This window comes from Flavobacterium succinicans, from assembly GCF_001662485.1.
Classification (GTDB): Bacteria; Bacteroidota; Bacteroidia; order Flavobacteriales; family Flavobacteriaceae; genus Flavobacterium; species Flavobacterium succinicans_A.
The window spans coordinates 70427-96600 of record NZ_JMTM01000035.1; the positions used below are offsets into that span (position 1 = coordinate 70427).

The 26174-nt window shown below is 33.6% G+C and carries 24 protein-coding genes and 1 tRNA gene; 21 read left to right on the forward strand and 4 right to left on the reverse strand.

Annotated features, from left to right (window positions below):
* Positions 1–3: 3 nt before the first annotated feature.
* The 4 genes from FLB_RS05830 to FLB_RS05845 form a co-directional block, all read right to left on the reverse strand.
* Positions 4–1170, reverse strand: a complete 1167-nt coding sequence (locus tag FLB_RS05830) for a YhcG family protein (RefSeq protein ID WP_064715024.1) — start codon at positions 1168–1170, stop codon at positions 4–6.
* 81 nt (positions 1171–1251) lie between these two features.
* Complete coding sequence (locus tag FLB_RS05835; protein WP_064715025.1) at positions 1252–1434, reverse strand: hypothetical protein; 183 nt, start codon at positions 1432–1434, stop codon at positions 1252–1254.
* A 13-nt stretch (positions 1435–1447) separates the two neighbouring features.
* Positions 1448–2062, reverse strand: coding sequence for a hypothetical protein (locus tag FLB_RS05840; protein ID WP_064715026.1), 615 nt, complete (start codon positions 2060–2062; stop codon positions 1448–1450).
* A gap of 28 nt (positions 2063–2090) precedes the next feature.
* Positions 2091–3953 carry a DNA topoisomerase IV subunit B gene (locus FLB_RS05845; protein ID WP_064715275.1) on the reverse strand — a complete coding sequence of 621 codons (1863 nt, stop codon included), beginning with the start codon at positions 3951–3953 and terminating at the stop codon, positions 2091–2093.
* 258 nt (positions 3954–4211) lie between these two features.
* Here FLB_RS05845 and tpx point away from each other — a divergent pair, with 258 nt between their 5' ends.
* The 21 genes from tpx (at position 4212) to FLB_RS05945 (ending at position 26169) form a co-directional block, all read left to right on the forward strand.
* Positions 4212–4709 carry a thiol peroxidase gene (gene tpx / locus FLB_RS05850; RefSeq protein ID WP_064715027.1) on the forward strand — a complete coding sequence of 166 codons (498 nt, stop codon included), beginning with the start codon at positions 4212–4214 and terminating at the stop codon, positions 4707–4709.
* A gap of 7 nt (positions 4710–4716) precedes the next feature.
* Entirely contained in the window at positions 4717–5091 is a 375-nt protein-coding gene (locus FLB_RS05855; protein WP_064715028.1) for a diacylglycerol kinase family protein, read from the forward strand.
* 18 nt (positions 5092–5109) lie between these two features.
* On the forward strand, positions 5110–7560 hold the full coding sequence (locus tag FLB_RS05860; RefSeq protein WP_064715029.1) for a DNA translocase FtsK: 2451 nt from the start codon (positions 5110–5112) through the stop codon (positions 7558–7560).
* 3 nt (positions 7561–7563) lie between these two features.
* Positions 7564–8259, forward strand: coding sequence for a LolA family protein (locus FLB_RS05865; RefSeq protein WP_082923224.1), 696 nt, complete (start codon positions 7564–7566; stop codon positions 8257–8259).
* Positions 8260–8265: 6 nt separating this feature from the next.
* The gene (locus FLB_RS05870; RefSeq protein WP_064715030.1) at positions 8266–9714 is read left to right on the forward strand and encodes an LptF/LptG family permease; all 1449 of its coding nucleotides are present in this window, start codon (positions 8266–8268) and stop codon (positions 9712–9714) included.
* An 8-nt stretch (positions 9715–9722) separates the two neighbouring features.
* A complete protein-coding gene (gene ribB / locus FLB_RS05875; RefSeq protein WP_064715031.1) occupies positions 9723–10856 on the forward strand; it encodes a 3,4-dihydroxy-2-butanone-4-phosphate synthase in 1134 nt (377 codons plus the stop codon).
* A gap of 166 nt (positions 10857–11022) precedes the next feature.
* Positions 11023–11110, forward strand: a tRNA-Ser gene (locus tag FLB_RS05880).
* Between the two features lie 259 nt (positions 11111–11369).
* A complete protein-coding gene (locus FLB_RS05885; protein ID WP_064715032.1) occupies positions 11370–12614 on the forward strand; it encodes a site-specific integrase in 1245 nt (414 codons plus the stop codon).
* Between the two features lie 35 nt (positions 12615–12649).
* Entirely contained in the window at positions 12650–12982 is a 333-nt protein-coding gene (locus tag FLB_RS14115; protein ID WP_317038994.1) for a DUF6660 family protein, read from the forward strand.
* 97 nt (positions 12983–13079) lie between these two features.
* Entirely contained in the window at positions 13080–17396 is a 4317-nt protein-coding gene (locus tag FLB_RS05890; RefSeq protein WP_064715033.1) for a CusA/CzcA family heavy metal efflux RND transporter, read from the forward strand.
* Between the two features lie 11 nt (positions 17397–17407).
* Positions 17408–18676 (forward strand): efflux RND transporter periplasmic adaptor subunit, encoded by a 1269-nt coding sequence (locus FLB_RS05895; protein ID WP_064715034.1) that lies wholly within the window; start codon positions 17408–17410, stop codon positions 18674–18676.
* A gap of 31 nt (positions 18677–18707) precedes the next feature.
* Positions 18708–19064 (forward strand): hypothetical protein, encoded by a 357-nt coding sequence (locus FLB_RS05900; protein WP_064715035.1) that lies wholly within the window; start codon positions 18708–18710, stop codon positions 19062–19064.
* A gap of 5 nt (positions 19065–19069) precedes the next feature.
* Positions 19070–19696: a class I SAM-dependent methyltransferase gene (locus FLB_RS05905; protein ID WP_064715036.1), complete on the forward strand. Its 627-nt coding sequence runs from the start codon at positions 19070–19072 to the stop codon at positions 19694–19696.
* Positions 19686–21677: a heavy metal translocating P-type ATPase gene (locus FLB_RS05910; RefSeq protein ID WP_064715277.1), complete on the forward strand. Its 1992-nt coding sequence runs from the start codon at positions 19686–19688 to the stop codon at positions 21675–21677. The genes FLB_RS05905 and FLB_RS05910 overlap by 11 nt, the downstream gene beginning before the upstream one ends.
* 59 nt (positions 21678–21736) lie before the next feature.
* On the forward strand, positions 21737–22114 hold the full coding sequence (locus FLB_RS14460) for a hypothetical protein (protein WP_064715037.1): 378 nt from the start codon (positions 21737–21739) through the stop codon (positions 22112–22114).
* Between the two features lie 200 nt (positions 22115–22314).
* A complete protein-coding gene (locus FLB_RS05920; RefSeq protein WP_231891051.1) occupies positions 22315–23172 on the forward strand; it encodes a DUF3347 domain-containing protein in 858 nt (285 codons plus the stop codon).
* Positions 23173–23177: 5 nt separating this feature from the next.
* On the forward strand, positions 23178–23648 hold the full coding sequence (locus tag FLB_RS05925) for a TlpA family protein disulfide reductase (protein ID WP_064715039.1): 471 nt from the start codon (positions 23178–23180) through the stop codon (positions 23646–23648).
* A gap of 1 nt (position 23649) precedes the next feature.
* Entirely contained in the window at positions 23650–24138 is a 489-nt protein-coding gene (locus FLB_RS05930) for a heavy-metal-associated domain-containing protein (protein ID WP_064715040.1), read from the forward strand.
* Complete coding sequence (locus FLB_RS05935; protein ID WP_064715041.1) at positions 24138–24950, forward strand: hypothetical protein; 813 nt, start codon at positions 24138–24140, stop codon at positions 24948–24950. The genes FLB_RS05930 and FLB_RS05935 overlap by 1 nt, the downstream gene beginning before the upstream one ends.
* A 21-nt stretch (positions 24951–24971) precedes the next feature.
* Positions 24972–25709, forward strand: a complete 738-nt coding sequence (locus FLB_RS05940; protein ID WP_064715042.1) for a DUF3347 domain-containing protein — start codon at positions 24972–24974, stop codon at positions 25707–25709.
* Position 25710: 1 nt separating this feature from the next.
* Positions 25711–26169, forward strand: a complete 459-nt coding sequence (locus tag FLB_RS05945; protein WP_064715043.1) for a heme-binding domain-containing protein — start codon at positions 25711–25713, stop codon at positions 26167–26169.
* Positions 26170–26174: the final 5 nt, after the last annotated feature.

Sequence of the window (26174 nt, forward strand, 5' to 3'; positions counted from 1 at the left end):
TTTTTAATCGCTATTTTGAAAAGATTTTACATCGTTTTTAATTAAGTCTTTAAGTTCATCTTCCGTTGGAAGTTGCAATTTATATTTGCTAACAAAAACTTCTTGTGATAATCCACCCGTAGCATAATGAACCAAAGCAGCATCTCTTTGACTGCATAATATAATACCTATAGGAGGATTATCATTTTCTGCCATTTCATTTTCTTTGAAATAATTCAAATAAAGATTCATTTGTCCGGCATCTGAATGGTCAAACTCTCCGATTTTCAAATCAATTAATATATGGCATTTTAATATTCGATGATAAAAAACCAAATCAATTCTGTAATGCTTGTTATTGAATGAAATTCTTTTTTGTATCGCTTCAAAACAAAATCCACGTCCCAATTCTATCAGAAATTGTTGCAAATGATTGATAATACTTTGTTCTAAATCATTTTCTGAATAAGTCGCTATTTCAGGAATATTCAAGAATTCTAAAATATAGGGACTTTTTACAATATCAGAAAAAGCACTAAAATGATCATTTTTGACTTTATCTAAAAGTAATTCTTTATTGGTACTCAAACCAATTCGCTCGAAAAGCATTGAATTAATTTCTCGTTGAAGTTGTCTAACCGTCCAATTGTTTTTTATGGTCTGAATTTCATAAAAACTCCGTTGCAAGGCATTTTCTATTTTAATAAACTCCAGAATATGTGTAAAACTTATTTTGCTAATGAATAAACTAGGATTCTCATCTGCAATAGATTTTACTTTTTCTCTAATTTTAGGTTGTTCAATTACTGATTGACGAATTGCTTTATCTTCTAAATTGAATTCTCCAATCAGTGATTGGATAATTACAAAATCTTTATTTTCAACATTTTGAAATTGTTCAGTGACTAATTGAATAATTGAGGGATAAGTCAAAAAGAAGTTTTTAAAACTATGCAACATCATAAAGGACATACCCTTTATGTTTTTCTCTTTTAATTTTTTTGCTAAATTCTTATATATTTTTTCACCATATTCAGCCCTTTCTTTTCCCTTTTGTTCAATTTGAAACAAATACATACCAATCAACCAATTACGCAATGTATACGCATAATTGACCTGACGATTTGCGTAATCGCTAAAATAAGAATGAATATTCTCTATTTGAATTGATATATTTTCAATGTCTTCCATTAAACAGAAACAAAATTTTACTATTGGAACTTTATCTGGTTAGAGTCGTTTGTCACAACTAAAAAGTTAAAATGAAGTTCACTAAAAAGCATACTTTTCTTTGCAAATATGTTCTTCTGTGGTCACCCAATTTCCGTTTTTGTCTTTCACTTTTTTGGTAACAATTTCACATTCTTTATGATCATTACTTTTGATAATAAAAAATGTCCCACCAAAACCTAGTACAAAAGCTAAAACAATGATTACTAACGTTTTTTTATTCATTTTTTATTACTTTTCAATTCAAATTCATAAGCCCTTTACGCTTTACAAACTCTGTTTCTTCTTGATGATCTTCAAAGGTTACAAAAAGTTTTATTCCAAATTTTCGAAATAGTTCAGCCATATCAGCATAACAATATTTTTGAAATCCTTCCAAATTTTTTGAACTTCTCGAGCCAATACAACTTATACAAAACTCATTGTAACCAACAATTCTATTTTTTTTATCTCTAAACAATATCATATGCCTAGGATCATAACAAGCAGCTTCAATCTCTTTCGGAACACAGGTGTCACTTATCAATAGATTTAAAAGTTCTTTCTCTTGACTTTTATTTAAAACCACTCTCTCTTGTATCATTGTACTATCAAAAGTAAGTTTATAATTATCAACTAATAGTTTATATGAGGGCCGCTCACCCTTATATTTTATAGTATCCCAAAGAACTCTATTATAATAAGAAACCAATTCAATTTTAGAAAAATTCTTTATTGGAAAATCTCTCTTGCTAATTATTTTACTAATTGATTTTTCAATCGGAATTCCTTCGGATTCTATTGGTTGTTGTGCATTTTCATTTTTGCAAGAAACCAATAGTAAAATAGCCATCAAAAATATTACTTTCCGCATAAACTAAATTTTTCGCTTTAAAACAATACTATTCTTTCTCAATCACATCCAAATCTACCTTCAAGTTTTTGATGATAAAATCTTGTCGGTCTGGGGTGTTTTTGCCCATATAAAAGGACAATAATTGCTCGATAGAGGTGTTTTTATCCATCATAATAGGATCCAATCGGATGGTTTCTCCAATGAAATTTTTGAACTCATCTGGCGAAATTTCCCCGAGTCCTTTAAATCGAGTGATTTCGGGTTTGGGTTTTAATTTTTCAATGGCGTCTCTGCGCTCTTCATCAGAGTAGCAATAAATGGTTTCTTTCTTATTTCGAACCCTAAAAAGCGGTGTTTGCAAAATATACAAATGCCCTTCTTTGATTAATTCAGGGAAAAATTGCAAGAAAAAGGTAATTAACAATAAACGAATGTGCATTCCATCGACATCGGCATCGGTGGCGATTACAATATTGTTGTAGCGCAAGTCACCCATATCTTCTTCGATATTCAAGGCCGCTTGCAACAAATTGAATTCTTCATTTTCATACACAATCTTCTTACTCATTCCGTAAGAATTCAAAGGCTTTCCACGCAAACTAAAAACCGCTTGTGTATTCACATCACGCGATTTGGTAATCGACCCCGAAGCGGAATCTCCCTCGGTGATAAACAACGTACTTTCTAAATATCTTGGGTTTTTGATGTCTGGCAAATGCACGCGACAGTCTCTCAATTTCTTGTTGTGCAAACTCGCTTTTTTAGCACGGTCTTTGGCTAATTTTCGAATGCCTGATAACTCTTTTCGCTCTCGCTCGGCTTGTAGAATTTTTCGTAGCAACAAATCAGCTGTTTCTGGATTTTTATGTAAAAAATTGTCTAATTTATTTTTCACAAAGTCATTCACAAACGTTCTCACCGATGCCATTCCAGGCTCAGAGCCCATATCCGTAGAACCTAATTTGGTTTTGGTTTGGGATTCAAAAACAGGTTCCATCACCTTGATACTAACCGCACTCACAATGGATTTACGAATATCCGAAGGGTCGAAGGTTTTGTTGTAAAATTCACGAATGGTTTTGACCACCGCTTCTCTAAAAGCGACTAAATGGGTTCCCCCTTGCGTCGTATTTTGACCGTTTACAAAAGAATGGTATTCCTCGCTGTATTGCGATTTACTATGGGTCATTGCAATCTCAATATCCTCCCCTTTGAGATGAATAATGGGATACACCATATCTTCCTCTGCAATATTTTCATCTAATAAATCTTTCAATCCATTTTCAGAAAAATATTTTTCGCCGTTATAAATTATCGTTAATCCAGTATTTAGGTAACAATAGTTTTTAAGCATTTTGACTATATACTCATTTCTGAATTTATAGTTTTTGAAGATGGCTTCATCTGGGGTAAACGTAACTTTGGTTCCTTTACGCTTGGTGGTTTCGATAATATCTTCTTCCAAAACCAAATTTCCCGCGGAAAATTCAGCTGCTTTTTGCTTCTCATCACGAACCGATTCTACTCTAAAATAATTAGACAAAGCATTCACCGCCTTGGTTCCTACTCCATTCAATCCAACGGATTTCTTAAATGCCAAGGAGTCATATTTTCCTCCTGTATTCATTTTAGAAACTACGTCGATTACCTTTCCTAAAGGAATCCCTCGACCATAATCGCGAACCGCAACCGTTTTGTCTTTTATGGTCACTTCGATCGATTTTCCAGCGCCCATGACAAATTCGTCAATACAGTTGTCTAATACTTCTTTTAAAAGAATATAAATACCGTCATCCGGCGAAGAACCGTCACCAAGCTTTCCGATATACATTCCAGGACGCATCCGGATGTGTTCTTTCCAATCGAGAGAACGTATATTGTCTTCATTATAAATATTTTGCTCAACCATAAACCAATTTTGGATTTTTACGCAATATAGCATATATCTGCAAAAAATGAAAGGTGATACTCTTTAATTTATATTTTAAAAAAAGGATAAAAAAACATATTCAAAACGAGTTACTTCAGTACTAAAAAAGAGCTAGCACTACATTTTGCCAGCAAACAAAAGAATCTACAAGGTATTTCATCTTGGGGAAAATCTTGAATACGGAAACCCAAATCTTAAAAAAAATTCATACTTTTGAAGCTCAAAAAAAACAACGATATGGCGACAGTAACATTAGGTGGAAACCCAATTCACACTTCAGGCGATCTTCCTCAAGTAGGAAGCAAATTAATAGATTTTAAACTAGTTAAAAACGATTTATCAGTAGCAACATTGGCTGATTTTGCTGGTAAAAAATTGGTTTTAAATATTTTTCCAAGTATAGACACTGGAACTTGTGCTACATCCGTTAGAAAATTCAACGAAAGTGCTAGTTCTTTAGAGAATACTACTGTTTTGTGTATTTCAAGAGATTTACCATTTGCTCAAAAACGTTTTTGTGGTGCCGAAGGTTTGGAAAATGTAGTGAATTTATCCGATTTTCAAGAAGGTAGTTTTGGTAAAACCAATGGTTTAGAAATTACTGACGGTCCTTTAGCTGGATTACACTCTAGAGTAATACTAGTTACTGATGAAAACGGCGTTATCACTCACACAGAACAAGTAGCAGAAATCGCTAACGAACCTAATTACGAAGCAGCATTAGCGGCACTATAATTTATTTATGGAATTTCAAAAAGACAATTCTTTTGTAACTGGAAGATTAAAGAGCGTAACTTATGCATTTAAAGGAGCTGTTAAATTAATTAGTACGGAACACAGTATAATGGTTCAGTTTTCTATTGGAATACTCATTAGCATTTTAGGCTTTACAATGAATATTTCTGCTACAGAATGGTTGTTTCAAACCTTTGCTATTGGCTTAGTTATGAGCGTCGAAGGACTGAATACCGCTGTAGAAAAAATAGCCGACTTTATTCATCCGAATTACAGTCAACGAATAGGTTTTATCAAAGACATTGCTGCGGGATCTGTTTTCTTTGCTGCAATTACTGCTATCATTATAGGTTTAATCATTTACGTTCCAAAATTCATATAGGCTTACTTCAAAAAAAGAATGGCAAAAACAAGAAAAAAAAACACCCCTGATTCTCCTTCTGACTCAGCTAATCCTAAGCTACAATTTTGGAAGGTATCTAAACAAAACAAACTCATCATTGGTAGTTTGCTGCTACTATTTTCTATCGGATTGTTAATCGCTTTTGTTTCTTATTTTCTTCATGGACAAGAAGATCAAAGTGCGGTAAACGCCATGACCGATAGAAACGAAGTGGTGCAAAATTGGTTAGGGAAAATTGGTGTTTTTCTTGCAGATGCTTTACTATATAAAGGATTCGGAATCGCTTCCTTTTTATTCGTTCGCTTATTTTTCTTAACAGGTCTATTTTTATTTTTAGATCTGAGACTGAAAAGACTCAAAAATATTTGGTTTTGGGACTTATTTTTGATTGTAATTCTCTCCGTTTTATTTGGATTTTTTGCAACATCTGTACCTGAATTAGGAGGGACAGTGGGCTATGAACTCAATTTACTATGTCAAGATTACATCGGAAAAACAGGTACTTTATTAGTGCTGATTTTTGGTGTTTTGATTTACTTAATTTTCAAATTAAAAGTTTCGCCAGAAAAAATCCAAAGTTTGTTTCACTCGACTAAGGAAGAAATTAAAGACGAAATAGCGAACAATCCTTTTTCGAAAGAAACTTCAAACGCTTATAATCTAGAAGAATTTGCCATTGAAGAGGAAGAAGATATAGAAGATACCATTCATCTGAAAACCTCAGGCTCACAGTTTGAAATCAATAAAGAAGCCTTGAAACCGACTATTAGTAGTGCTTCAGAAATCAATTTGGAACCTCAATTGAAGCCACAACCCTTAGTTACTCCAGTTCGAAATGAAGTAATCGCTACCAACGATGAAGCTTTTGTAATAGAAAAAGCAGCAGAAGAAGATATTATTGAAGAAAATCTTGCTTCTCGTTTGGTTTCTGATTTTGGGCTATTTGATCCAACGTTGGATTTATCGCATTATAAATACCCAACGATTGATTTATTAAAAGAATATTCTACAGGAGGAATTACCATAAATCAAGAAGAATTAGAAGAAAACAAAAATAGAATTGTTGACACTTTACGCAATTACAAAATTGAAATTGCTCAAATTAAAGCAACAGTTGGTCCATCGGTAACCTTATATGAAATTGTTCCAGAAGCAGGTATCAGAATTTCAAAAATAAAGAGTTTAGAAGACGATATTGCTTTGTCATTATCCGCTCTCGGAATTCGTATCATTGCACCAATTCCAGGAAAAGGAACCATTGGTATCGAGGTTCCAAACAAGAATCCTACTATGGTTTCTATGAAAAGCGTTATTGGCTCGGCTAAATTTCAAGAAGCCGAAATGGAATTACCAATTGCTTTAGGAAAAACCATTTCTAATGAAACTTTTGTAGTTGATTTGGCAAAAATGCCTCACTTATTGATGGCAGGTGCTACAGGACAAGGAAAATCAGTAGGATTAAATGCCGTGTTGACTTCTCTTTTGTACAAAAAACATCCAGCCGAAGTGAAATTCGTTTTGGTCGATCCTAAAAAAGTAGAACTTACTCTTTTTAATAAAATAGAAAGACATTATTTAGCCAAATTACCCGATACCGAAGATGCCATTATTACCGATAATGCAAAAGTTGTCGCTACCTTAAACTCACTTTGCGTTGAAATGGACAATCGTTATTCGTTATTGAAAGATGCAATGGTGCGTAACATTAAAGAGTATAACGAGAAGTTCAAATCTAGAAAGTTAAATCCAGAATTAGGACATCGTTTTTTACCTTACATCGTATTGGTAGTAGACGAGTTTGCCGACTTAATTATGACCGCAGGTAAAGAAGTAGAAGTTCCTATTGCTCGTTTGGCTCAATTGGCTCGTGCTATCGGAATCCATTTGATTATTGCTACTCAAAGACCTTCGGTGAATGTAATTACAGGTTTGATTAAAGCCAACTTCCCAGCTCGTATCGCTTTTAGAGTAACTTCAAAAATTGACTCTAGAACCATTCTGGATACACAAGGAGCAGATCAGCTAATTGGTAGAGGGGATTTATTATATACCAATGGTAACGATGTGGTTCGTGTACAATGTGCCTTTATCGACACTCCAGAAGTAGAAAAAATAACCGAATTTATAGGTGCTCAAAAAGCCTATGCCACTGCTTATTTACTTCCAGAGTTTGTGGGTGAAGAAAGTGGCATTAATCTTGATATAGATGTTTCTGAAAGAGACCCCTTATTTAGAGAAGCCGCCGAAATTATTGTGAATGCACAACAAGGTTCCGCTTCTTTACTACAACGCAAACTCAAGCTCGGATACAACAGAGCCGGACGACTAATCGATCAATTAGAAGCTGCTGGAATTGTAGGCGCGTTTGAAGGAAGCAAAGCCCGTAGCGTTAATATACAAGATATGAGTTCTCTTGATCAATTTTTCAATAACGAACTAAACAATTAAATCATGTTCCCTAGTATTCAAAACTCCCTTGTTCATTCAAATAACAAGTTTCAATCTATTTCGTCGTTCTTTACTGCAATCGCCTTATTTTTTGTTGTTTTTTCATCATCAGCCCAAGACAAAAAAGCAAAAGCCCTATTAGAACAAGTCACTAGCAAAGTAAAAAGCTACAACAACATTACCATTGACTTTAAGTACAGCTTGCAAAATGCTAAAGAAAACATCAATCAAGACAGCAAAGGAAATGTAGTCCTAAAAGGAAACATGTATGTACTCAATTTTATGGGAGTTACGAAACTTTTTGACGGCAAGAAAACCTACACTATCGTTCCTGAAGATGAAGAAATCACGATTTCTAAACTGAATGAAAATGACGATAACGCCATTACCCCTTCAAAAATGTTGACTTTTTTCAACTCGGGTTACAAATACACCATGGACATTGTTCAAGATGTTAGAGGTCGAAAAATACAATATGTAAAACTGGTTCCTACAAATGCAAAAGACCAAAGAAAGGAAATCCTACTAGGAATTGACATTCGAACTAAGCATATTTACAACTTAATCGAATTTGGAAAAAAAGGAACGAAAACAACACTTACGGTTAATTCTTTTAAAACTAATCAGCCATTATCAAAAAATCAATTTACCTTTGTGCCGAGTAAATACCCCAATTACTACATCAATAAATTAGATTAAACATAGGTGAAGATACTTGACAAATATTTATTAAAATCGTTTCTGATTACATTTACTACGGTTTTTGTTATCCTTTTTTTCATCTTTATTCTCCAAACGGTTTGGCTTTTTATAACAGAATTAGCTGGAAAGGATTTGGATTTTATAATGATAATTAAATTCTTACTGTTTGCCATGCCAAGGATTATTCCTTTGGTTTTACCACTTTCCGTTTTATTAGCCTCAATCATGACTTTTGGAAGTTTTTCCGAAAATTATGAATTGGCAGCCATGAAATCATCTGGAATCTCATTGCAACGCTGCCTTCGTACTTTGGTAATTTTCATCTGTTTCTTGAGTATTGTGGCGTTTATGTTTGCCAATAACGTAATTCCCTATGCCGAGTATAAATTTATGAGTTTCAGAAGAAACATTGCTCAAGTAAAGCCCGCTTTAGCTATAGCAGAAGGACAATTCAACACGGTTGGAATTTACAACATCAAAGTGAACAAGAAAACTGGAGAGAAAGGTAATTTTTTGACCGGGGTTACCATTCATAAAAAATCATTAATGGGCGACGGTAACAAAACCGTAATCAAAGCTAAAACTGGCGAATTGATTAGCGACGAATCTTCGAATTTATTGCAATTGGTATTAAAAGATGGCTATTATTATGAAGATGTGACACCAAATAAATATGAAGATCGAGAAAAAATGCCTTTTGTAAAAAGTTCATTTAAGAGAGACATCATCAACATTGATTTGTCTAAGTTAAACACAGCCGCTGTTGAAGAAGACGACGATGATGACAATAAAGGAATGCTTGACGTATCGGAACTAAGCTATACCATCGATTCCTTAGCAAAAAGTAAGGCTACAGAGACCAAATCTTTTTCTGAAAACATCAATCAGAGAGTCACTAATCCATTAACCTCTTCCACAACACCAACGAATGACACGGTAAAAAAAGCAAAAAAGATCAATCCCAGTGATCCACTAGCCATTTTTACAGATGACGAAAAAGCAACGGTTTACAAAAATGCTTTAGCCAATACACAAAGTACTATTTTAAGTATTGACGGTACTCTTTCTGATTTGAATTTAAAGCAAAAAAACATTAACAGCCATAAATTTGTCATTTATGAGAAATTTGTAATTGCCTACGCATGCTTCTTGATGTTCTTTATTGGTGCTCCATTAGGAGCTATTATACGAAAAGGAGGTATTGGACTCCCTATAGTATTTGCGGTTTTGATATTTATTACCTTCCATTTTATCAACACCTTCGGAAAAAGAGTTTCGCAAGAAGACGGCCTCACTCCTTTCATGGGAGCTTGGATAGCTTCTATACTATTGACTCCTTTGGCTATTTTGTTAACCTATAGAGCCATCAACGACATTGGTATCATCAATATGGATCGTATAGCAGAACCTTTTCAAAAATTGGTTAAAAAATTATTCCCTTCTAAAAATTAATTCTACACATGGTAGCAGATAAAATACAACTCAATACAATTGAGGAAGCAATTGAAGACATTCGTCAAGGCAAAGTAATTATTGTAGTAGACGATGAAGACCGAGAAAATGAAGGTGATTTTTTGGCTGCTGCCGAAAAAGTAACTCCAGAAATGATCAACTTTATGGCGACCCACGGAAGAGGACTAATTTGCGCACCACTTACCGAAAGTCGTTGCAAAGAACTAGGGCTTCACGTGATGGTGAGTAACAATACCGATCCAATGGAAACCGCTTTTACCGTTTCGGTAGACTTAAGAGGAAATGGTGTAACCACCGGAATTTCTGCTGCTGATAGAGCAAAAACCATTCTCTCTTTGGTAGATGCTAACACCAAACCACACGACCTAGCGCGACCAGGACATATTTTCCCGCTTATCGCTAAACAAGGCGGTGTTTTGAGAAGAACGGGACATACAGAAGCTGCGATTGATTTTGCGCGTTTAGCAGGCTTTAAATCTGCTGGAGTCATTGTAGAAATCATGAACGAAGACGGAACCATGGCTCGTTTGCCTCAATTGGTCAAAGTGGCTAAAAAATTCGATTTGAAATTGGTTTCAATAGAAGCATTAGTGGCTTACAGAATGCAACACGACAGCCTAATTGTTAAGAAAGAAGATTTCGACATTCAAACCCGTTTTGGTACCTTTAGATTACGTGCTTATCAACAAACGACCAACAAACAAGTCCATATTGCCTTGACCAAAGGTACATGGAATTTAGGAGAATCTATTTTAACAAGGATCAACTCTTCACAAGTAAATAATGATCTATTAGGCACATTGACCAACAATGCCGACAAACAGTTGGACGACATGTTTACTACCATTAACAAAGAAGGCAAAGGAGCGGTAATTTTCATCAATCAAGACATGCAAGCGATAAACTTGTTGAGCCGAATTGCTGAATTAAGAGAATTACAAGCCAACGGTGAACTCAAAGCGCCTAAAATAAAAATTGATAGTAAAGATTTTGGTATTGGAGCACAAATTCTTCACGACCTTGATATTTCAAAAATACGTTTAGTAACCAATTCTGCTCACGAAAAACGTGTTGGAATGATTGGTTACGGTCTTGAAATTACGGAATACGTAAACTATTAAGTTTTTTGATATTTTTTTTTATTTTTTTTCTTCTCCTAAAACATAGATAATGAAATGATTAAAAAAAAGCTCAAAAAAAAGGTGCAATTTTTATAAAAATTCATTTGCAAAACCAAAAAAGAGTCTTATATTTGCACTCGCAATCACGAAATGATAGCGACTTACTGGAGAAATGGCAGAGCGGTCGAATGCGGCAGTCTTGAAAACTGTTGACTGTAACAGGTCCGGGGGTTCGAATCCCTCTTTCTCCGCCAGTAGAAATACAAACGGTACTAAAACCCACTAAATTCAACAATTTAGTGGGTTTTTTCTTTTAGGGCTGTATCAAATTATTCATTAAATCTCAAAGTTTAGGTGTCTTTTAAGGTGTCACTAAAAAAATAAATTTTAAGTGACACCTCGCAACGAAAGCACCGATACTACAAGGTGTTCAACAACATATTCAAAAAATGTACATCTTGTGTGTAGTTATTAAATCGAATAAATTTAATACTAACTTTAAGGTCACCAACAATGAACACATCAGTATCAATTCTCTTCTACATCAAGAGAGCAAAAGCCAACAATTTAGGGGTTTGTCCTATCTACACTAGAGTTACTGTCAATACCAAACGTTTTGAGTTTAGCACCAACAAATATATCAATCCTGATAAATGGTCCTCAGAAGGCAGCAAAGTAAAAGGTTCCACAGAAGAAGCTAGAACAATCAATAGTCATCTTGATTACTTAAAAAGTCAAGTTTTAGAAGCTGAGAAGAAACTTTTCAAAAAAGACATCAGTTTAAATTCAGAAAATCTAAAGAATGAATTGTTTGGTCTATCAGAAACCAAGCGTATGCTTGTTCCCATCTTCCAAGACCACAACAACAAAATAAAGGAATTAGTTGGAAAAGAATACGCTCCAGGAACATTAGAACGCTACACTACTTCACTCAAGCATACTATTGAGTTTATGCAATGGAAATACAACGTTTCAGATATCGATATTACAAAGATTGATCATGCCTTTATAACCGATTACGAGTTTTGGTTGAGAAGTGTTAGAAACTGTGCTAATAACACAGCAGTTAAGTACCTTAAAAACTTCAATAAAATAATTAAGCTTTGTTTGGCCAATGACTGGCTAGATAAAAACCCATTTGCAAACTATAAGTCAAAAGTCAAAGAAGTTGATCGAGTTTATTTAACAGAAAATGAAATTCAAAGCATAATTGAAAAAAATTTCAAAACAGAAAGACTATCTCTGGTTCGCGATATCTTCCTTTTCAGTTGCTTTACTGGTTTGGCATACATTGATGTCAAAAACCTAACAAAATCCCATATAAGCTTCGGTATTGATGGCGAGAAATGGATATTCACTCACAGACAAAAAACAGAAAGTGCTTCCAAAATCCCAATCCTTCCAGTTACACAAATGATAATCGATAAATATGAAAATCATCCACAATGTAACAACGAGGATAAACTACTACCTATTCTATCAAACCAAAAAATGAACGCTTATTTAAAAGAAATAGCTGGAGTTTGTGAAATTGAAAAAGAACTTACATTTCACATTGCTAGACATACTTTTGCAACAACAGTAACACTTACTAATGGAGTTCCTATCGAAAGCGTAAGTAAAATGTTAGGTCATAAAAACTTGAGAACTACTCAACATTATGCTAAAGTGCTGGACAGAAAAGTGAGTGAAGATATGAAAATATTAAAAAATAAATTTGTGGGAAATATAAAGGCACCTAAAAAAAATGTAATATAAGAATTTGTTTTAAAAATATTTTTATCTTTGTATTCGTGAAACTTTTAAATTACATATTATCAATCTATCTAATTGCACTATCATGCTTGCCTTGTGCAGATATGGAAGTAAGTAGTGCAGCACACAAAGCTGTTGAGATTTCAGATAATCATGATGAAAAATCTCATAATCACGATAAAGAAAATGATTTATGTTCGCCTTTTTGCAACTGCAACTGTTGTGGCTCACAAATAGTGAGTTATTTTAAGATTACTACTTTTAGTTTTACACCAATTACAAAGAGTATAAAAACGCAATTACCGTCCTATACCTCTATAGTTACTTCTAATTTCTACGGAAGTATTTGGCAACCACCGCAAATAGCATAATGAAGCCCGAGTAATTTCGGGTTAGAAACTTGTGAACTTTTCACAAATAATAGCAAAAGAAATTTTGCTAATCTTCTAATTCATTATACTATTTTCAATGTTAGACAAAATAATACAGTTCAGTATCAAGAACAAGTTTATAATACTATTATTTACTTTAGTTCTAGTAGCTTGGGGAAGCTATTCTATCAAACAATTACCTCTCGATGCGTTACCCGATGTAACCAATAATCAAGTACAAATAATTACTACTGCTCCAACTTTAGCCAGTCAAGAAGTAGAGCAATTAATAACTTACCCTCTAGAACAATCAGTAAAAACCATTCCAAAAGTAATCGAGTTACGAAGTATTTCTCGTTTCGGGCTTTCAGTAGTAACCGTTGTTTTCAAAGACGATGTAGATATTTTTTGGGCAAGAGAACAAATATTCCAACGGCTTCAAGAAGCAAAAGAAAATATCCCTGCCTATGCTGGTACTCCAGGTTTAGCACCAATTTCAACAGGTTTAGGCGAGATTTATCAGTATGATGTCTATGCCAAAAAAGGATATGAAGACAAATACGATGCAATCAAATTAAGAACTATTCAAGATTGGATTATCATACCGCAATTACAAGGTATAGAAGGTGTTGCCGAAGTCAGCACTTGGGGTGGAAAACTAAAACAATATGAAATCGCAGTCAATCCAAACACATTAAACAGTTTGGGTGTAACCATTACCGAAATCTTCGAAGCTTTAGAAAAAAACAATCAAAATACAGGTGGTGCTTATATCGAAAAAGACCAATACGCTTACTTCATTCGTGGGGTTGGTATGGCTACAGGCATTAAAGATTTAGAAAATGTAGTAGTCAAAAACAGAAATGGCGCACCGGTTTTAGTTCGTGATGTCGCTACTGTTCGAGAAGGAATTGCATTGCGTTATGGAGCATCAACCAAAGACGGAAAAGGCGAAATTGTTTGCGGTTTAGCACTAATGTTAAAAGGCGAAAACTCAAGTGCGGTGGTTGATAGGGTTAAAGAAAAAATGGCACAAATCAATAAAACCTTACCCGAAGGAGTGGTTGCAGAAGCATTCATTGACAGAGGTAAACTTGTAGATAACGCTATAGGAACAGTTACTAAAAACCTTTTGGAAGGTGCATTAATAGTGATTTTTGTACTGATATTATTTCTAGGAAATCTTCGTGCCGGATTAATTGTAGCATCGGTAATTCCATTATCAATGCTTTTTGCAGTAATCTTAATGAACCATTTTGGAGTAAGCGGAAACCTAATGAGTTTAGGAGCAATCGATTTTGGTATTATTGTCGATGGTGCAGTAATTATTGTTGAAGCCACGATGCACCATTTACAAAAACTCAAAAGGCAAAAGAACTTAACCCAGTCCGAAATGGATAGCGAAGTATATAAATCGGCTTCAAAAATTCGTAATAGTGCAGCATTCGGAGAAATCATAATCTTAATCGTTTACTTGCCAATCCTTGCATTAGTAGGAACAGAAGGAAAAATGTTCAAACCAATGGCAATGACAGTAGGTTTTGCGGTTATTGGAGCGTTTATACTTTCTTTGACTTATGTACCAATGATGAGTGCGATGTTCTTATCAAAAAACACCGAACACAAAACTAATTTTAGTGATAAAATGATGGCGTGGTTTGAAAAAATCTACACACCATTTTTAGACCGAGCATTACGATTTAAAAAAGCAGTTCTAGGCATTTCGTTAGCAATGTTTGTCTTTGCCATAGTTGTTTTTCAAAATATGGGCGGAGAGTTCATTCCAACTATCGAAGAAGGTGATTTAGCAATCAATGCGACCATTATGACCGGAAGTTCGCTATCCCAAATGGTAGAAACAACAACCAAATACGAAAAAATCTTAAAAGCAAAATTTCCTGAAATCAAAACTATTGTTACAAAAATTGGAAGTGGAGAAATCCCAACCGACCCAATGCCAATAGAGAGTGGCGATTTGATTATTGTTTTAAAAGATAAAGACGAATGGACATCTGCTGATAATTGGGAGGATTTAGCCAACTTAATGAAAGAAGAAATGGAAGCCATTCCTGGTGCAAACATCGAAATTTCGCAACCCATTCAAATGCGTTTCAACGAATTAATGACAGGAAGCCGAAGCGATATTGCCATTAAAATTTTTGGCGATGATTTAGAAGTTTTAGATACAAAAGCCAAAGAATTGATTTCTAAAATAAATAGTATTGAAGGTATTGGTGATTTAAAAGCCGATAAAGTAACAGGACTTCCTCAAATCACAGTCAAATACGATTATAATAAAATTGCTTTGTATGGTTTAAATATTGCCGACATCAATCAAATTATACGTTCTTCTTTTGCAGGCGAAAGCGCAGGTAAAATTTACGAAGAAAGCAAGCGTTTTGATGTAGTCGTTCGTTTAAACAAAGACAATCGTAGTGACATTACAGATGTTAGCAATTTGTTTATTCCATTACCAAATGGGCAACAAGTACCACTTTCTCAAGTAGCCTCTATTAATTACGAACAAGGTCCGGTTCAAGTTTCTCGTGAAAACGGAAAACGTCGAATTACAATAGGTTTAAATGTTCGTGGTCGAGATGTAAAAAGCGTGGTCGAAGAAATCCAACAAAAATTAGATAAAAGCTTCAAACTTCCGGCTGGTTATTATGTAACTTATGGTGGTCAATTTGAAAACTTGGTTGAAGCTAATAAACGCCTTTCTGTTGCGTTACCAATCGCATTAGGATTAATTATGGTGTTGTTGTTTTTTACATTCAACAGTATGAAACAAGCGGCGTTAATTTTTACAGCCATTCCATTATCAGCAATCGGTGGTGTTTTTGCACTATGGTTGAGAGGAATGCCATTTAGTATTTCGGCTGGTATTGGATTTATTGCTTTGTTTGGAATAGCAGTACTAAACGGAATTGTACTAATCTCCTATTTCAACCAACTGAAATCAGAAGGGATAACCGACCCATTACAACGCGTTTTAATAGGCACAAAAACCAGACTTAGACCAGTATTAATGACTGCTGCGGTAGCTTCATTAGGATTTTTGCCTATGGCATTATCAACTAGTGGCGGAGCTGAAGTGCAAAAACCATTAGCAACAGTAGTTATTGGCGGATTAGTTTCTGCAACATTACTAACCTTAATCGTTTTACCAATTTTGTATTTACTTTTTGAAAAAGGAATTAAAAGAAGAAAAAAAATGTCAAATCCAATTGTAACAATACTCGTTTTATTGATTAGCTCGTTTTCATTTGCTCAAAACAGCCAAACAATTACTTTAGAAAAAGCCATTGAAAAAGCAAAGGCAAATAACATCGATTTAAAAATTGCTGATAAAGAAATTGAAAAGCAAACCGTTCTCAAGAAAACGGCTTTTCAAGTAGATCCTTTGCAAGTGCAATACCAAGGCGGACAATTCAATAGTGTTGATTATGACCACAACGTTTCTATTCAACAATACTTTCCTATTGGTAAAATCACAAAAGCCAATCGCCAACTGCAAGAGGAATTAGCCAAATTGGCTGAAAAACGAAAAGCATTAACAGAATATGAAATTGAAAAAGCGGTAACATTAGCCTACTATCAATATTTATATGGAGTTTCTATTCAAAAGTTAAATAATGAGTTGTTCGAGATTTATGCTAAATTCCTAAAAAATGCAGAGCTTCGTTTTCAAACCGGAGAAAGTGGCAACATTGAAGTCATAAGTGCCAAAGCCAAATCGAAAGAAATCGAAACCCAAAAAGCACAGTTAGAATATGACTTGGTGGTTTATCAAAAGCAATTGCAATATTTCATTCAAACAGATGAAAATATAGTGCCTGATGTCAATTCACCTATGCAATATGCTAATCCAACAGATTTAAATAATACTAAAGTAGAAGGATTAGTAAACGATTATTACACACAGCAAATTTCAGTTTATCAAAAAGAAGCCAATACATTTAAAGCCATGCGAACGCCAAAATTAGGTCTAGGTTATTTTGGTCAAACAATCGATACCAAATCCTATTTTCAAGGTTTTACAGCAGGTTTACAAATTCCATTATTTGGTGGTGCAAATACCGCAAAAGCCAAAGCATCACAAATAAGTGTATCGCAATCACAGTTAGAATTAGATAAAAGCAAACTGACCTTAAAATTGCAAAAAGAGGAATTACAGAACGAGTTCGAAAAACAGAAAAAAGCGCTTGTTTATTACCAAAACGAAGGATTGCAATATGCCGAGCAAATTATTACAACGGCTCAGAAAAGTTATGCCAATGGCGATATGAGTTACTGGTCGTACATCAGTTTTTTAAACCAAGCCATTGACATCAAAAAACAAAATGCCGAAGCAGTGAATTCTTATAATCAAAGCGCAATCCAATTGCAATTTCCATCTTTCAACAACAATTAATATTCCATTATATGAAAAATATTTTTTTAAAACCAAATTATAATCGAAGTTCATACTTCAACCTCTTTATTCTATTTTCTATTCTCTTTACTCTAAATTCTTGTGGAGAAAAGAAAACCGAAGAAACCCACGAAGAAGAAAAATCAGAAACCGAAGTTGCCTTGACAGAAGGGCAATTTAAAACTATTGGTATCGAAACAGGCGGTATCGAAATGAAAAACCTAAATACGGTAATCAAAGCCAATGGTTATACAGCAGTTCCACCACAAAACATGGCTAATATTTCAACCTTAATTGGTGGTGTTGTTAAAGATATTTATGTGTTAGAAGGCACATTTGTTTCAAAAGGCAAAATATTGGCAACCATCCAAAACCTTGAAGTTACAGAAATGCAGGAAGATTATAATTCTGCTATTGCAAACATCGAATACCTGCAATTAGAATACAATCGTCAGAAAACATTGAGCGATGAGAATGTAAATCCTCGTAAAACATTTCAGGAAGTAAAATCAAAATTAGCAGTAGAGAGAGCCAGAGCGCAAGCGGCAAAAAACAAACTACAAGCATTAAATGTTAGTTTAACCGGAAACACTTCGCTAATTCCTATTGTTTCGCCAATAAGCGGCTATGTGGGTAAAATTAGCATAACAAAAGGAGCATTTGCAGAAACAGGCGTAACACTTTTTGAAGTGGTCGATAATAGCCAAATGCACTTAGACTTAAATGTGTTTGAAAAAGATTTAGGCAAAATTTCCGTAGGTCAAGAAGTCGATTTTGTATTAACCAATCAGTCCAACAAATCAATACGAGGGAAAATATTTGGCATCAATAAATCATTTTCCAACGAAAGCAAAACAGTTGCGGTTCATGCCAAAATCAATCCAAGCGATGCCAAAGATTTAATTTCCGGAATGTATGTAGCTGCCAATATCAATATCACCAATCAAACCGTTCAGGCACTTCCAAAAGATGCAATTGTTAGAAATGGCGATAAATATTACATTTACATTCAAGAAGAGCACCAACAAGAAGCTCCAAAAGTAAAAGAAGAAGAGCATCAACATAAAGAAGGAGAAGAACATTCAGAACACGCTGAAGGCAAAGAAGAAGGACACAATGAAGTGCACTTCAAAGCAATCGAAGTGGTTCCTGGAACTACTGATTTAGGTTACACCGAAATAAAATTAGTCGAAGAAATTCCTGCCGATGCGAAAATTGTTATAAAAGGTGCTTTTTACTTACTAGCAACTTCAAAAGGTGGCGGAGAACACGAACATTAAAAATAAATTATTAATCATTAAATAAAATCAAATGAAAAATTCAATTTTAAAATCAATCTTTTTTTTAACACTATTATTTTTTACAAGCAATACTGCTTCTGCACAAAAAGCCAATCAAAAAGCTGTAATCAAAACTTTTTTACATTGTGATCATTGTAAAGAATGTGAAACTTGTGGTTTAAAATTCAAAACTGAAATGCTCAAAATTAAAGGTTTAAAAATGTATGAGCTTGACGATAAAGCAATGACATTTACAGTGTATTATAATGCAAAGAAAACAACCTTACAGACCATTAAAGAAGGTATTTCTAAATTAGGATACGATGCAGATGAAGTAAAAGCCGATCCAAAAGCGTATGAAAATTTAGATGGATGTTGTAAAGCGTAATCCAAATGGAAAACAAAAAATCACATTGGGAAAATGTTTTTGCAACCAAAAATCCTAATGAAGTAAGTTGGACACAAAAATATCCAAAAACTTCAATGGAGTATTTAAAAAATGTAAACCTATCAAAAACTGCCAATATAATTGATATTGGCGGTGGCGATAGCAATTTTGTGGATGCCTTATTAGAAAAAGGATATCAAAATATTTGGGTATTGGACATCTCTGAATTTGCTTTAGAAAGAGCCAAAAAACGTTTAGGAGATAAAGCCGATTTAATACATTGGATTGTTTCTGATATCACAGAATTTAATCCCGAAGTCAAGTTTGATTTTTGGCACGACAGGGCTGTTTTTCATTTTCTAACAGGAGAAGAAAGTATAAGGAAATATGTTACAATCGTTAGTAATGCTATAGCTCAAAATGGAAATTTTCTATTAGGTACTTTTTCAGAAAATGGTCCTTTAAAATGTAGTGGATTGGAAATAAAACAATATTCAGAAAATTCGATGAAACAAACTTTTATAGAAAATTTTGAAGCAATAAAATGTTTTACAGAAAACCATACCACACCATTTGATACCATCCAGAACTTTCAATTTTGTGGATTTAAAAAAAATAGAAATGGAACATAAACATAAATACGATGCTAAAGGCAATCAGCTTTGTTGCACTCTCGAAGAAAAAATAAATAAAAAAACCGAAAATCATTCTGATGATGACGGACAAGACCACGAGCATTCTAGTGTAGAAAAATCTACGTTTCAAATGTTTTTGCCAGCAATCATAAGTTTTATTTTATTATTGATTGCCATAGGTTTTGATAATTATTTTAAACAATCATGGTTTACAGGTTATGTTAGAATAGGATGGTATATTCTAGCATACATTCCAGTGGGATTTCCAGTAGTCAAAGAAGCGTTTGAAAGCATTCGCAAAGGCGAGATATTTTCAGAATTTCTTTTAATGAGTATTGCAACTATTGGAGCGTTTGCTATAGGCGAATTTCCTGAAGGTGTTGCCGTAATGTTATTTTATGCCATTGGCGAAATATTCCAATCATTGGCGGTTCAAAGAGCAAAAGCTAACATCAAAACGTTACTTGACCAAAGACCAGACGAAGTAACTATTCTCGAAAACAATGTTGCCAAAACTATCAAAGCATCAACCGCTAAAATTGGAGATATTATCCAACTAAAAGCAGGAGAAAAATTAGGATTAGATGGAGAATTACTTTCAGATACTGCTGCATTTAATACTGCTGCACTAACGGGAGAAAGTAAGCCAGACACCAAAGCAAAAGGAGAAACTGTTTTAGCAGGAATGATAAACATACATTCGGTTTGTCAAGTAAAAGTAACGGTTGCTTATACAGATAGTAAACTGTCAAAAATTCTCGAAATGGTGCAAGATGCTACAGCCAAAAAAGCACCAACAGAATTATTTATCAGAAAGTTTGCCAAAATATATACACCAATTGTAGTTGTTTTAGCCATTGCAATATGTGTTGTACCGATGTTATTTGTAGAAAATTACCAGTTTAGAGATTGGTTGTATCGAGCTTTAGTTTTCTTAGTTATTTCGTGTCCTTGTGCATTAGTTATAAGTATTCCTTTAGGTTATTTTGGTGGAATTGGAGCAGCTTCTAAAAACGGAATCCTTTTCAAAGGAAGTAATTTTCTTGATGTAATGTCCACTATTCAAAACGTGGTAATGGACAAAACAGGAACAATGACCGAAGGCGTCTTCAAAGTGCAGGAAGTTGTTTTTAATACTGATTTTAACAAAGATGATTTGTTACAATTGGTAAATGCTTTAGAAAGTCAAAGTACACATCCTGTTGCAACTGCCATTCATCAATACGTTGGAAAAATTGATAGTAATATCAAATTAGAAAATGTAGAAGAAATTTCCGGACATGGTTTAAAAGCTGAAGTTAACGGAAAAGAATTGTTAGTTGGTAATTTCAAACTAATGGATAAATTCTCAATTGCTTATGATATTGATCCAAAAAGTATTGTTTACACATTAATTGCAGTAGCTTACGATAAAAATTTCGTTGGTTATCTTACAATAGCTGATAGCATAAAAGAAGACGCACAAATCACAATCGACAAACTAAAAGCATTAGGTATAAAAACCACAATGTTAAGTGGAGATAAAGACAATGTAGTTCAATTTGTAGCACAAAAACTCGGAATTACAAATGCCTTTGGCGATTTATTGCCCGAAGATAAAGTAAACAAAGTCAAAGAAATCATCGCCAAAAATGAAACAGTTTGTTTTGTTGGCGATGGCGTAAACGATGCGCCAGTAGTCGCATTAAGCAACGTAGGTATTGCAATGGGCGGTTTAGGAAGCGATGCCACCATCGAAACTGCCGATGTAGTTATTCAAGACGATATGCCTTCAAAAATTCCAATGGCAATAAACATTGGTAAGCAAACCAAAAAAATTGTTTGGCAAAATATTACGTTGGCTTTTGTAGTAAAAGCAATTGTTTTAATACTCGGTGCAGGAGGTTTAGCCACAATGTGGGAAGCTGTTTTTGCCGATGTAGGTGTGGCACTTTTAGCTATTTTAAATGCAGTCAGAATTCAGAAAATGAGATTTTAACATCAATTTTAACAAAAAGCAATAATTTTTATTTAATTTTGTACTGTTTTAATAGAGATATGAAAAAATACCACTTTATACTATTAGTCTTATTAGGCATATTTCTTATGCCTGGTAGTGCTATAGCTTGTGGTAAAGGTTCAGAAAAAAGTTCTTGCAAAAAAGAAATTTCATCCAATCAGAAAGAAAAAAAGAGTTGTTGCGATAGTGATAGTTCAAAGGGCAAAGACAACAAAGGTTGTAAAGGAAATTGCGGTCATTCAAAATGTGGATGTTCTTCAACGTGTCCAACTTCCTCAGTAAGCTTTGTATCTGAAATTAGTTTTAAAAATTACAAGTATAGTTATTCTTCAATCGAGAAGACTAAATTTTCATACACAATACCATCAATCTCAGATGGTTTTCATTCTATTTGGCTCATTCCTAAAATAAGCTAAATCCATTTTTGACAGCCATAAGTGTGTCAAATTCATAGCGTTGTGCTATCCAATTCAACAGTTTTAGTATTGTTTTTTATACCAATATTGGTATTGCAATAACATTCTTTCGCAACTGTTATTTATCCAAATTTATTTTTATCAACCAATCAAGGTAGTTTACTTTGATTACAATTTTATTTAAAATGAAAAATTCATTTATGAAAATAATGATAGCAATTTGTGTATTGTTATCAACTACAAGTAATGCACAAATAAAAAATGCCAAAACCGAGACGGTTAAGATTTATGGCAATTGCGGCATGTGCGAAACCAAAATCGAAAAAGTAGGAAACATCAAAAAAATAGCCAATGTAGATTGGAATCAGGAAACCCAAATGGCAACATTAACGTATGATGCAACCAAAACCAATCAAGATGAAATACTAAAAAGAATTGCATTAGTTGGTTATGATAGTGACAAATTTCTTGCTCCAGATGAGGTGTACAATAATCTTCACGGATGTTGCCAATATGACCGTGTAGCAAAAGTTCCTGTAAAAGAAGCAACAACAGCGATTGCTAGCAACGGAGACCATTCCAATCATAGTAATCATTCTGAAACAACTACTTCAAGAGTTCAAAATGACAATCAATTAAAAGCGGTTTTTGATAATTATTTTTTAGTAAAAGATGCATTAATCACTTCTAATGGGAATAGCACGGCATCAGCTTCAAAAGAATTGGTAACGGCCATCAATAATGTCAAAATGGACAAGCTTGATATGGATGTTCACATGGTGTGGATGAAAGTTGTAAATACGATACAGAAAGATGCAGAAAATATCGCTAATACAAAAGATGTAAAAATCCAACGCGATCATTTTACATCATTATCTAAAGAAATTTATACATTAATCAAGATTTCTAAATATGAAAATCCGGTGTACTATCAATTCTGTCCAATGTTCAATGACGGCAAAGGTGCTAATTGGTTAAGTAAAGAAAATGCTGTAAAAAATCCTTATTATGGTTCAATGATGTTGAACTGTGGTAAAACAGTAGAAACAATTAAATAAACAAAATGAAAAAAATTGTAATGCTACTTTTTTTAATTGGTATTTTCTCAACTACTAAAGCTCAAATAAAAATAGGAGAAGCTATACCATCAATTACATTAAAAAGTAATACCAGTAATGAGGTTAATATCACATCCTTTAAAGGCAAATATGTACTTATCGATTTTTGGGCATCTTGGTGTGCGCCGTGTAGATTAGGCAACAAGAAGTTAGTAAAACTTCACAACGAAGCTAATGCAAATAAAATTGAAATAATAGGAATATCAATCGATACAGACATAAGTAAGTGGCTTAAAGCTGTTGAAAAAGATAAAATCAAATTTACACAGTTAATAGATCCTGAAGGTTTTGATGCCAATACAGCAATAAAATTTGGTGTTGATGAATTACCATCAAAATACCTATTTAATCCCCAAGGTATTCTAATAGCAAAAAATCCCTCAGAAGAAGAAATAATTAAATTAATAAAAGAATAAAATGAAAACAATATATATTCTGATTACATCAATGGTTTTGATGTTTTCACTTAATAGTAATGCCCAAATAGTAAAAGCCGAAATTAGAGCCACTGGTTTAACCTGTTCTATGTGTTCAAATGCTATAAATAAACAGCTAAAAACAGTGCCCGAAGTGGTTAACGTTGAAATCGATTTAAACTCCAATACCTTTACAGTAACGCTAAAAGAAGGAAACGAATTAAGCCCTAAAATATTTAAAGAAAAAGTAGAAAAAGCAGGTTTTTTTATCGGTTCATTAGTAGTTACCGCAAAATCAAATACCATAACTCAAAGTTCATACATAATGGTTAATGATAAAAAAAGTAATGCTTCTGAAATACAGTTTCAAGTGGTTGATAAAGGATATGTAACCGAGAAAGAATTTAAAAAATTATCAAAGTCCTATAAGAATATTGATACGTATGCTTCGAATAATGAAGATGATTTTCACATTAAAATGATAAACTAATGAGAAAGGTAATTTTATTTTTTGCAGCCATCAGTTGCCAAACTATTTTTAGTCAAGAATTATTTGTAGTAACAGATCCTGCAAGTAATGTTCCTGCTAATTCATTAGCCGTAAATGTGATGCAATCTGCTTTTAAAGAAAAATTTGAGCCAGGTTACAACTATCATTTAATGCCCGAGGTAACTTATGGTATAAATAAAAATTTAATGGTTCGTGGTTCCGCTTTTATCAGCACAAGAACTAATGCATTGTATGCAGAAGGTGGTGGTTTTATGGCTAAGTACAGGTTTTATTCTACAGATGATTTAAACAGTCACTTTCGCTTAGCAACTTATGGAAGATTTAGCTTCAATCGTGCTGATATTCATCAAGAGCAAATTGAAATAGTAGGACACAATACTGGTTTTGAAACCGGGATAATCGCAACAAAGTTGGTCAAAAAGGTAGCCATAAGTTCATCGCTTAGTTTTGAAAAAGCATTGGATAACAAACCAAAATATCCTTTTCCGGATACTATTGGTGATAATGCAACGAACTATACTTTGTCTTTTGGAAAATTGATGTACCCTAAAAAATATACGAGTTTCAAGCAAACCAACATCAATTTAATGGTTGAATTTGTAGGTCAAACCATCAACGAAAATGGTAAATCCTACTTAGACGTTGTGCCGGCTGTACAATTCATTTTTAACAGTCAAGCACGATTAGATCTTGCCTACCGTCAAGAGTTAGTAAGTTCAATGATACGTTCTGCTCCAAATGGGTTTTACTTCAATTTATATTACACTTTTTTCAATTTAAAAAAACAATAAAAATCTAAATAATAACATGTCATGAAAGCACTTATTCTATCAGCTATTATAGCTATCACTTTAGTTTCTTGTAATCAAAAAAACAAAGAGACAGAAAACAAGACCACAGAAACTTCAACAAATTCAAATGAAATATATGCGTGTTCCATGCACCCAGAGATTACAGGAAAAAAAGGAGAAGAATGTTCCAAATGTGGTATGGAATTAACAGAACCAGTTGCCCAAGTTGAGCCAATCCATGAAGAAAATGAAAAAACTCAAGAACTCAAAGACACCACAAAACTACCAACTAATGACGTTAAAGAAAAAGTAATTGAAACAAAAACTCCTTTTTCAATTAATGCAATAGTTGCAAACTATTTAAAAATAAAAAATGCACTAACAAAAGACGATGCCAAAGCCGCTGCTATTGCAGGTAAATCATTATTCAACGATTTTAATACAATCAACTCAAATAGTTTAACTACTACTCAAAAAAAAGAGTATTTAGATATTGCAGACGATGCAAAAGAACATGCAAAACACATTAGTGATAATGCTGGGAAAATCGACCATCAAAGAGAACATTTTGTTACGCTAAGTAAGGATATTAATGATTTGATTAAAATGTTTGGAACAAAGCAAAAATTGTATCAAGATTTTTGTCCAATGGCAAATGATGGCAAAGGAGCTATTTGGATTAGTGAAACAAAAGAAATTAAAAATCCATTTTATGGCTCTCAAATGTTGACTTGTGGTAGTTTGAAAAAAACGTTATAAAATGACACGAAAATTAAAAAAGATTGCATTAGTATTCTTTTTAATGTTTGTAGCTATTCAATTCTACCAACCAAAACAAAATGTAAGTAGTTCATTCGATATTGGAAAAAACTTTGCTAATAATTATAAAGTACCTCCAAAAATTCTTAATTCATTGCAAAAAGCTTGTTATGACTGCCATAGTAATACTACTAAGTATTTATGGTACGATTACATTCAACCAGCAAGATTATTTGTAGAAAGCCACATTAAAAATGGAAAAGAAGAACTGAATTTTAATGAATTTGCGACTTATTCAAATAGAAAACAACAAAGTAAACTAGAAGCAATAAGTAGAGAAATAAAATCGGGTACTATGCCATTAAGTTCATACACACAATTACATCAGGATGCTATTCTTGATGAAACCCAAAAGCAAGAAATAATCAGTTGGATTGAACAGACAATCAATAAAGAATAGTAAGC

What these genes read in the sequence shown, in the direction of transcription:
- FLB_RS05920 (WP_231891051.1), top strand. Translation starts at nt 22,315, where the DNA reads ATGAAAATAATGATAGCAATTTGTGTATTGTTATCAACTACAAGTAAT.
- tpx (WP_064715027.1), top strand. Translation starts at nt 4,212, where the DNA reads ATGGCGACAGTAACATTAGGTGGAAACCCAATTCACACTTCAGGCGAT.
- FLB_RS05930 (WP_064715040.1), top strand. Translation starts at nt 23,650, where the DNA reads ATGAAAACAATATATATTCTGATTACATCAATGGTTTTGATGTTTTCA.
- FLB_RS05830 (WP_064715024.1), bottom strand. Translation starts at nt 1,170, where the DNA reads ATGGAAGACATTGAAAATATATCAATTCAAATAGAGAATATTCATTCT.
- FLB_RS05860 (WP_064715029.1), top strand. Translation starts at nt 5,110, where the DNA reads ATGGCAAAAACAAGAAAAAAAAACACCCCTGATTCTCCTTCTGACTCA.
- FLB_RS05855 (WP_064715028.1), top strand. Translation starts at nt 4,717, where the DNA reads ATGGAATTTCAAAAAGACAATTCTTTTGTAACTGGAAGATTAAAGAGC.
- FLB_RS05905 (WP_064715036.1), top strand. Translation starts at nt 19,070, where the DNA reads ATGGAAAACAAAAAATCACATTGGGAAAATGTTTTTGCAACCAAAAAT.
- FLB_RS05945 (WP_064715043.1), top strand. Translation starts at nt 25,711, where the DNA reads ATGACACGAAAATTAAAAAAGATTGCATTAGTATTCTTTTTAATGTTT.
- ribB (WP_064715031.1), top strand. Translation starts at nt 9,723, where the DNA reads ATGGTAGCAGATAAAATACAACTCAATACAATTGAGGAAGCAATTGAA.
- FLB_RS05925 (WP_064715039.1), top strand. Translation starts at nt 23,178, where the DNA reads ATGAAAAAAATTGTAATGCTACTTTTTTTAATTGGTATTTTCTCAACT.
- FLB_RS05910 (WP_064715277.1), top strand. Translation starts at nt 19,686, where the DNA reads ATGGAACATAAACATAAATACGATGCTAAAGGCAATCAGCTTTGTTGC.
- FLB_RS05885 (WP_064715032.1), top strand. Translation starts at nt 11,370, where the DNA reads ATGAACACATCAGTATCAATTCTCTTCTACATCAAGAGAGCAAAAGCC.
- FLB_RS05890 (WP_064715033.1), top strand. Translation starts at nt 13,080, where the DNA reads ATGTTAGACAAAATAATACAGTTCAGTATCAAGAACAAGTTTATAATA.
- FLB_RS05935 (WP_064715041.1), top strand. Translation starts at nt 24,138, where the DNA reads ATGAGAAAGGTAATTTTATTTTTTGCAGCCATCAGTTGCCAAACTATT.
- FLB_RS05900 (WP_064715035.1), top strand. Translation starts at nt 18,708, where the DNA reads ATGAAAAATTCAATTTTAAAATCAATCTTTTTTTTAACACTATTATTT.
- FLB_RS05865 (WP_082923224.1), top strand. Translation starts at nt 7,564, where the DNA reads ATGTTCCCTAGTATTCAAAACTCCCTTGTTCATTCAAATAACAAGTTT.
- FLB_RS05895 (WP_064715034.1), top strand. Translation starts at nt 17,408, where the DNA reads ATGAAAAATATTTTTTTAAAACCAAATTATAATCGAAGTTCATACTTC.
- FLB_RS14460 (WP_064715037.1), top strand. Translation starts at nt 21,737, where the DNA reads ATGAAAAAATACCACTTTATACTATTAGTCTTATTAGGCATATTTCTT.
- FLB_RS05840 (WP_064715026.1), bottom strand. Translation starts at nt 2,062, where the DNA reads ATGCGGAAAGTAATATTTTTGATGGCTATTTTACTATTGGTTTCTTGC.
- FLB_RS05845 (WP_064715275.1), bottom strand. Translation starts at nt 3,953, where the DNA reads ATGGTTGAGCAAAATATTTATAATGAAGACAATATACGTTCTCTCGAT.
- FLB_RS05940 (WP_064715042.1), top strand. Translation starts at nt 24,972, where the DNA reads ATGAAAGCACTTATTCTATCAGCTATTATAGCTATCACTTTAGTTTCT.
- FLB_RS05835 (WP_064715025.1), bottom strand. Translation starts at nt 1,434, where the DNA reads ATGAATAAAAAAACGTTAGTAATCATTGTTTTAGCTTTTGTACTAGGT.